Raw genomic sequence first — 248 nt, 5'->3', positions numbered from 1 at the left:
ACAGGTGCAACGGGTCTTACTGGGGTAACTGGAGTGACAGGTGCAACGGGAACGGGAGCTACAGGGGCTACTGGAGCCACGGGTCTTACTGGGGTAACCGGTACGACAGGATCAACCGGAACCGGAGCTACGGGAGCCACAGGTGCAACGGGACTTACTGGAGTAACTGGTGCGACAGGTGCAACAGGAACGGGAACAACAGGAGCCACAGGAGCTACGGGTTTTACTGGAGTAACAGGAGTGACAGG

The 248-nt window shown here is 58.1% G+C and carries 1 protein-coding gene; it reads left to right on the top strand.

Annotation, left to right across the window (positions count from 1 at the left end; all coding sequences use genetic code 11):
• The coding region (locus tag A6049_RS32380) for a hypothetical protein (RefSeq protein WP_205412073.1) at window positions 1-248 on the top strand (248 nt) is incomplete at both ends.

Source organism: Paenibacillus sp. O199, assembly GCF_001636635.1.
GTDB lineage: Bacteria > Bacillota > Bacilli > Paenibacillales > Paenibacillaceae > Paenibacillus > Paenibacillus marchantiae.
This window is presented reverse-complemented; position numbering and strand designations above follow the sequence as displayed.